Consider the following 7,090-nt stretch of genomic DNA (forward strand, 5'->3'; position numbering starts at 1 on the left):
TTTAATAAAGATATCTACATTATTTATTCATATAGATATGTCGATATCGAACATATTAAAAACAGAGGTAGACTATGAGTACAATAAATAATATAAGAATAACAGACAGCCCATGTAAATTTGGTGAACTTTGTGTGTCTATACCTGACGGAGCTGATGTTGTTATTGGGCAAACTTGTTATTTAACTGTATCACTTACTGCTGATCCAAATTTAATTTCCCACATTGACAATATTTCAATAGAAGCCGATAAAAGGTATGTTACTGTAGAAAACAAACCTTTCTGGAAAATATCAGAAGATAAAAGTTCTGGTAGTACCATAATTCTATTACATATAAATAATAACTTACCCGAAGGGTCATCAATCAAATATATAATTAATGCAATGTCAAGCAATAGTTATATTAATGAAATAAAACCATTGGAAATTAAATATACGGCAAAGAAAGTTCAACCAACAAGCTTTATTTCATTAAGCACTCAAAATGAATATATTGAACCACCAACAGAAGATAACCCTGTTGGTATCGGAAATTCATATATTAAATACTCCGGTAAATTATTAGATCATAATAATAATCCACTAAGGAATACACAAATTATTATATCATCCGAACAGCCAGGTAAGATATTCTCACATGATGAAGACAAAGCGCTTGTAAATATAGGCACAGAACCAGAAGATGGACAACTATCCCAAAAAATTATTACACATCGCCAGAATGACTTTGATTTTTTTACTATCAACAGCGATATTAATGGAGATATAAAATTTCGCATTTATCCAATACGAGATACCTCTGTTAGAATCGACTTTGATACCCAAATATTGAATGTAACTTCTGTTAATTATGCAGCATCTATATATATATTCAATGCAATAAACAATTCAATATTTGGTCCAAATGCTCCCACAATACTCGGAATAAAAGATGGGAAAATCGAAAAAATACCAGAAACTGAAGGAGTTAAAGTGTATGTTACTCCTTATCCAGGATATCAGGATACAGATTCTCTGATATTTTTCATTCAAGGATTTAATCCTGATGATAACCCCATTCAACTTAAACCTATATATAATCTTAATGGTATATTCAATTTAGAAGAAAATCCTTTTTCCTTTACATATGATCAAATACCACTTAACAAACCTATGAAGCTCTATTATTTAATCGCTCCAAAAAATAAAGAATACAGCTATTCTATGACAGAAATGTTCACGTATATTGGTGAGCAAAACGATTCACCTAAAGTCAGAATTTACGATAAGGTCAAAGTATACTCTAGCCGTGCCACACCTCCTATTGATGTATATAGTGGAACAGATATATATAGTGATCCATATGAAATTCTTGAATTTGATGGTGTTAATTTGGACACAATAAGCCATAAAAGAAAACATGGTCAAAGTGCTAAAGGTGTTGTAGGGCTGTATGTCGTGATAATGGGGACCAGTGAAAAAGACAATAAGACACTACCTCAACTCGGCAGTAAAGGAAGTCTAACTGTTCGAGTGGAAACACAGACATCCAGAAATACTCATAATAGTTATCCGATCCAATTGCCACTTATACCTGATCCGGGAAAATCAACAGGCCACTGTACAATTGGCATTCTATATTGTGATGTTAACCGAGCTGGCCCTTCATTTACTCAAGGAGCGGGAACACTTGTTTTTGAATATTATATTGAAGAAAATGATGGTTCCAGAAAGTATAGTAAAAAATGGCGCACCAAAATTGATACTGTATTACCAAATCAATCAAATGATGATCCTGATGGTTGTGATCCTTTACCTGATAATTAAAACCATTATTAAATTAGGCTCTATAAAATCCGCTTTTTATTAAGCGGATTTATACAATAATATATTAACTACTACGTTAATATATTATAAAAAATTAAAAATAAAGTTAAGGAAATAATATGAAAAACAATATGTCGATAGATGAAAGCTCCATATCAATATACTTTGAAACAGATATTTTCCAAATTCTGGAGTATGATAGTTTACCACCTGATGGTAAATATATTAAAGCAATTGCCTTGATCAGAGATAAAGGAGGAAAACCATTACCAAATGTTTCTATTGCCATTATTGAAAAAGAATATGCTTATTTTGACCAGGTGAATATTTACCATGCTGATAAAACAACCCCTGTCGAAATTAAAAATATTACTGCTGATTTAAGATCTTTTTCTGTTACTTCTGATGATAATGGAGAATTAGTTTTTTATATTTATCCGAAAAAATCAACACCATTAGTATTTCAGGTTGACTCTATGGTGATGAATGTAACAGGACGCATTTCATCAAAAAATAAGGTATATATTATAGACAATAATAAAAACGATCTAGATCTTCCTCCTCTTGATATTATTGGAGATAATGGTAATTTATGGGTAGATCCTACATCAAATTTTTTTACACTTATAATTCAAAATTATCCTGGCTCCAAAAGAAACGACACAATACTATTTTTCATTAATAACAAATATGTTAAAGAATCATTTTTTGTTGAAGATGTTAATCAATTAGGTAATAGCTACATAACATTCCCTTATAATCTTCTTAAGAAAAATGAACTTTCTCATTTCTCTTATACTGTAGTAGATCAGGCAGGATTAGCTCGTTCTTCATATCCACAAAGCATAATATACCCTGGAGGAAGTTATAACCAACCACTTGATGGTAAAAAAAGAATATATGACAGTTGCATAGTTTACAATAGCGCTGGTTATAGTGATGATGAAAATATTATCAATGATTCAATTCATGAAAAAGATGTAGCGCACAGATGTAACAATCCACATCATGAAGGATTATTCGTTAAGATAACAGGAACAAGTGATTATAGAGATAAAACAAAAGTTCCACTTGGTGCTGAGGTTACATTAAATTTATATATTAATAATTATCCAGATAATACTTATCAATTTAAATCAAAATTAATGCCAACTCAACCAGATAGTTATGGTAGTAATACAGCAGAATTATTGTTTGGCATTCCTTTTAAATATGTTGGTCATATAAAATCTGGGCGTATTCATTTAGATTTTAAAGTTAATTATTATGGAGACATTTTTTATGGTCATATTTGGGAGGCTGATATTTATACTATACGACCAGGAGGAGAACCTTCCGGGGATGCCTGCCCTGATAGCATAACCTGGTCTGGCATATGGTAATTAATTTATTAGGAATTATCATAACTTATTTTTCTCATGAGAATTCCTATTATAATAAACAAAGGCGTTTATTCTTCGAAATAAAAAAGAAAGAGGTAAAAATGTTAAAAAATGACAGTGATATAATTTTAAAAGACCATATTTTAAATCTATCCGTTGAAAACGGTGCAGATGTTATCATTGGCCAAAAATTTTATCTTGATATAAAAATAATTCCAAAAACAATATCTTCTAATCCATTAAATATAGATATAAAAAATAGTGAAGGCTTCGAATTAATAGAGATAATTAATTCCTCCTCTCAACAAAATAATAATACATATAATATGAAGATCCTGTGCACTGTTAAAAATGATGATTCAATCAATTCAGGAGATGAAATATTTTTTACACTTACAGGCATTGACAAAGTCATAAAATATTATGCAAGAGATTTGGTAAAAAATTCAATTCAATTAAAAAAGAGTAAGAGTATTTGCCTGACACCAGTCGATAGTAATAATCTGGATAATAATAAAGAAAACTATATAAAATATAGTACAACTTTGTTTGATACTAATGGTCAATTACTGAAAAATACACCTGTTCATATTTTTTCTGAAAATAAGGAACATATAGAAAGGAAAATAATAATTACGACCGATCCCGATAATACAGAGGAATCACCTCAACCTATAAAACTACATAATTATGGTGATAACATTGAAATCATTGTCAACAGTGATAAAGAAGGAAAAGTAAAATTTCGCGTGTATCCAGTCACAGATACCCCCGCGGTTATAAATTTGGTTAGTAAAGTGGAAGGTGTAGCTGAGTATCCTGCTGGTGCTGTATATATGATTTCTGCTATTCCATCAGATAGTGCGGAATTACTTGACTCACCATATTTACCTGAGTTGTCCGGAAATTTATTAGATGGTGATGGCCGTAAATTTTTTGAAGCTCAAATTAATTCTTATTCTCAAGTTTCAATGACAGATAATGTTTTATTTTTTAACAAAAAAAAAGAAAATGGAGCTATTGACCCAGAAGGATTAATACTTCCCGTCAAAAAAATTTCTGATGTTGTAGAATCAATTGATCAAGATATTTCTGATTACACATTTTTTATGCGAAGAGATATTTTTCCACCTGAAAAGGACTCAATGCTTTATTATATAATAGCACCAATTTCTGGTAAAACCCTATACTCAGATATTACAATGGTAAAATATATAGGAAAAGAATTAACCACACCTAATTATGATATCGAAAGAATATATGAAATACCAAGTATTTTCTCAAGCTTTGCCGATATAAAAAGCGATCCTAAACTTGAACATTCTGACAATGACAGAAAAATGCATGATGAAATAATTACTCAAAGAGATATATCTAACTATACCGAAAATAACTGTCAGTTATATGTAAAAATTAAATGCACTAATGATGAAAATGATCAATCCTATCCACTTTGGGGGAAAGAAGTATACTTAAGAATGTATGTCAAATCAAAAAATAAGAACTTTAATAAGATATTTAAAACTGTTGCATCATATACTCCCGATGAATTAAGGGGAAAAAAATCAACCGTTATTATTAAAATTGATTCACCAGATCTTAATGATGTTAGAGGATTTACAAACGGTGGTATGGGGATGATTTATTTTGAATATTATACAATTAACCCAATTAATCAGGAAAAGACGTATAGCCATTATTGGAAGAGCAAAATTATTACATCTGATTTATAATTGGAACCAAATATTTTTATCTCTAATAATATTTAGCCTGAATTTTTATTATAATTTGTAAAAAGTATCTAATCACAGTGAAAAAACACTTATCGAGTTGCAGTTTCTTCATTAAATTTGCAACTCGTTTCTTATTCAATTACCTACTCTCTGATATAAATCAAATTTAAGTTAAACAACACTATTTCCTAGATCCTAAATCATCATCCTGTTCACTGCCGCTAATCTTTCTGTTTAACTCATAGCAACGTATTATTTTACTTTCGTTAATCAAAAACCTGGCAAACACTTCAAATTCAACATGTTCACCATCCTTTTTTATTGCTTTTACTATATGGTGTGTATGGACATTATTTTCTTTTTCCGCAATGGATAAGATATTGACTTTCGTACTTATTAAAGTCTCTTTTAATAAGTTTATGTGAGAAATAAAATCATTAAAATTAAATTCATTACCATTTACTACTTGAACATAATTCTTGGGAAAATATTCCTCAATGGTTGAATTATTAACATCATTATTTTCAAGTATACGTTTTAAAGAATTTATCACTATATTAGAATAAGACAAAATGTACCCTCCATAAAAAAGAAAATAGTGGTTACAGCCCCGTTAATTATGATGGTCTTTGAAAATTATTAGAGTAATCACCCAACAGATAAAAATTCTGCTGGGTATATAGTATTTTAATATCCGTTAATACCGGAATAGTTTAGGTTAGCGAACGACTAATACAGAAATATTTGCATACCCTACGATACCCGATGCATTCGAACCCAGTAGGTGGGTTGAGATATCAGGTCTTCGCGAACCGACGACAATCAGGTCGGCATCAATCTCGCGAGCAGTGGAAAGCACTTTGTCGCGCGGAGAACCAAAGGCAACAGAGTACGAAACTCTGTCCTTCGGCAAATTGATTTTTTCTACCACTTTTTTGAGTTCCTCTTCGGAATTTGCAATGGCTTTTTTCGCAAAGGCGCTCAGTAAGTCATAATGATAGCTATAGCTTACAGAAAATCTCGAAATATCAGGAACTGAGTGAAAAAGATGTACTTTTGCATCAGAGATTTTTGCCAAAAATTCCGCATGCTTAAGCGCATTATCAGTCAGGTGATCTTCAGCAATATCTATTGGAACTAAAATCATTTTATACATATTTACTCCCCCTGTAATCGAATATATACCCATTGTCTCTCAAATTGCGCTTTGCCAGCAATCTATTGAAATAGACAGGGTATAGCCGCTAACCATTACATTAATCATCAATAAAACCACAACAAAAACTGATAATTATTATCAATGCGAATAACTATCTCACAACCAATACAGATGTTTTCGCATATCTGACAACTGCCGCAGAGTTAGAACCTAATAAGTGGGTAGTAATATTCGGCCGTCTTGAGCCAATCACGATCAAATCAGCTTCAATTTCATCTGCTGTAGAGGTGATTTCGTCTCTCGGTGAGCCAAAAGCAATTGAATAACTGATACGATCATTCGGCAAATCAATGGAAGCAGCCAGCTTACTCAAATCTTCTTCCGCCTTAATCGTCGCTTTGTCTTTAATTTCCATGTACCCTAATGCATAAGCATTAATAATCGCGGATGAAATAGGTAATACATGTAAAATATGCAACTTGGCACCTGTTTCTCTGGCAATGTTAAGCGCACAGTGAACAGCCTTGCTTGTCAGTTCATCTTCAGAGATATCTACTGGTAATAAAATAGTTCTGTACATGTGCACGCTCCTATTATTTCTACCTAAAATTAGCTGATTCTCCAAGTATATTAAGATCCAGAATAACTTACTGTGAGTTGTCTAACAACTCAACATCTTAGCGCTTATGCAAACCAATAAACAGGGACTTAACCTGACAAAGTCACAAGCATAACAATTTGCTTCAAGTTAAAAGCATTGGGAGATGATGGCGGCACATCAAGAAAGTCTGGCATAACAGATTTTAATCTGTGACGTATTGAAAATTTGGTTCAATCGCAAAAATTAATATCATAACCACCCGCATAGCGGGTGGTTTGCTCTAGCCCTATAAGGGCATGTTACCGACTGCGCCTAAATGACGCCGCTTTCTCTTTGTTCAAGCTAAAGTGTCATTGTCTCTTTGGCTTACCCCTTGAAGGGGTCTCCATACTCTCGTGTACTTAATT

Annotated in this window: 6 protein-coding genes; 3 read left to right on the forward strand and 3 right to left on the reverse strand. The window is 31.9% G+C overall.

What is annotated here, in order from left to right; genetic code table 11:
* Nucleotides 1-74 precede the first annotated feature (74 nt).
* The 3 genes from ABLA85_RS17815 (at nt 75) to ABLA85_RS17825 (ending at nt 4,923) form a co-directional block, all read left to right on the forward strand.
* Nucleotides 75-1,808, forward strand: a complete 1,734-nt coding sequence (locus tag ABLA85_RS17815) for a hypothetical protein (protein ID WP_367965672.1) — start codon at nt 75-77, stop codon at nt 1,806-1,808.
* Nucleotides 1,809-1,927: 119 nt separating this feature from the next.
* The gene (locus ABLA85_RS17820) at nt 1,928-3,190 is read left to right on the forward strand and encodes a hypothetical protein (protein ID WP_367965673.1); all 1,263 of its coding nucleotides are present in this window, start codon (nt 1,928-1,930) and stop codon (nt 3,188-3,190) included.
* A 101-nt stretch (nt 3,191-3,291) separates the two neighbouring features.
* The gene (locus tag ABLA85_RS17825) at nt 3,292-4,923 is read left to right on the forward strand and encodes a hypothetical protein (RefSeq protein WP_367965674.1); all 1,632 of its coding nucleotides are present in this window, start codon (nt 3,292-3,294) and stop codon (nt 4,921-4,923) included.
* Nucleotides 4,924-5,104: 181 nt separating this feature from the next.
* On the opposite strand, the gene ABLA85_RS17830 is transcribed toward ABLA85_RS17825, so the two are convergent.
* From ABLA85_RS17830 to ABLA85_RS17840, 3 genes are all read right to left on the reverse strand, one after another.
* Nucleotides 5,105-5,494, reverse strand: a complete 390-nt coding sequence (locus tag ABLA85_RS17830) for a nuclear transport factor 2 family protein (RefSeq protein WP_367965675.1) — start codon at nt 5,492-5,494, stop codon at nt 5,105-5,107.
* 147 nt (nt 5,495-5,641) lie between these two features.
* Complete coding sequence (locus ABLA85_RS17835) at nt 5,642-6,079, reverse strand: universal stress protein (protein ID WP_047683539.1); 438 nt, start codon at nt 6,077-6,079, stop codon at nt 5,642-5,644.
* Between the two features lie 154 nt (nt 6,080-6,233).
* Nucleotides 6,234-6,662, reverse strand: coding sequence for a universal stress protein (locus ABLA85_RS17840; protein ID WP_047683536.1), 429 nt, complete (start codon nt 6,660-6,662; stop codon nt 6,234-6,236).
* Between the last annotated feature and the right edge of the window lie 428 nt (nt 6,663-7,090).

Source organism: Xenorhabdus sp. SGI246, from assembly GCF_040838225.1.
Classification (GTDB): Bacteria; Pseudomonadota; Gammaproteobacteria; order Enterobacterales; family Enterobacteriaceae; genus Xenorhabdus; species Xenorhabdus indica.

Coding starts and splice junctions, on each gene's coding strand:
- ABLA85_RS17815 (WP_367965672.1), top strand. CDS start 75: ATGAGTACAATAAATAATATAAGAATAACAGACAGCCCATGTAAATTT.
- ABLA85_RS17820 (WP_367965673.1), top strand. CDS start 1,928: ATGAAAAACAATATGTCGATAGATGAAAGCTCCATATCAATATACTTT.
- ABLA85_RS17825 (WP_367965674.1), top strand. CDS start 3,292: ATGTTAAAAAATGACAGTGATATAATTTTAAAAGACCATATTTTAAAT.
- ABLA85_RS17835 (WP_047683539.1), bottom strand. CDS start 6,079: ATGTATAAAATGATTTTAGTTCCAATAGATATTGCTGAAGATCACCTG.
- ABLA85_RS17840 (WP_047683536.1), bottom strand. CDS start 6,662: ATGTACAGAACTATTTTATTACCAGTAGATATCTCTGAAGATGAACTG.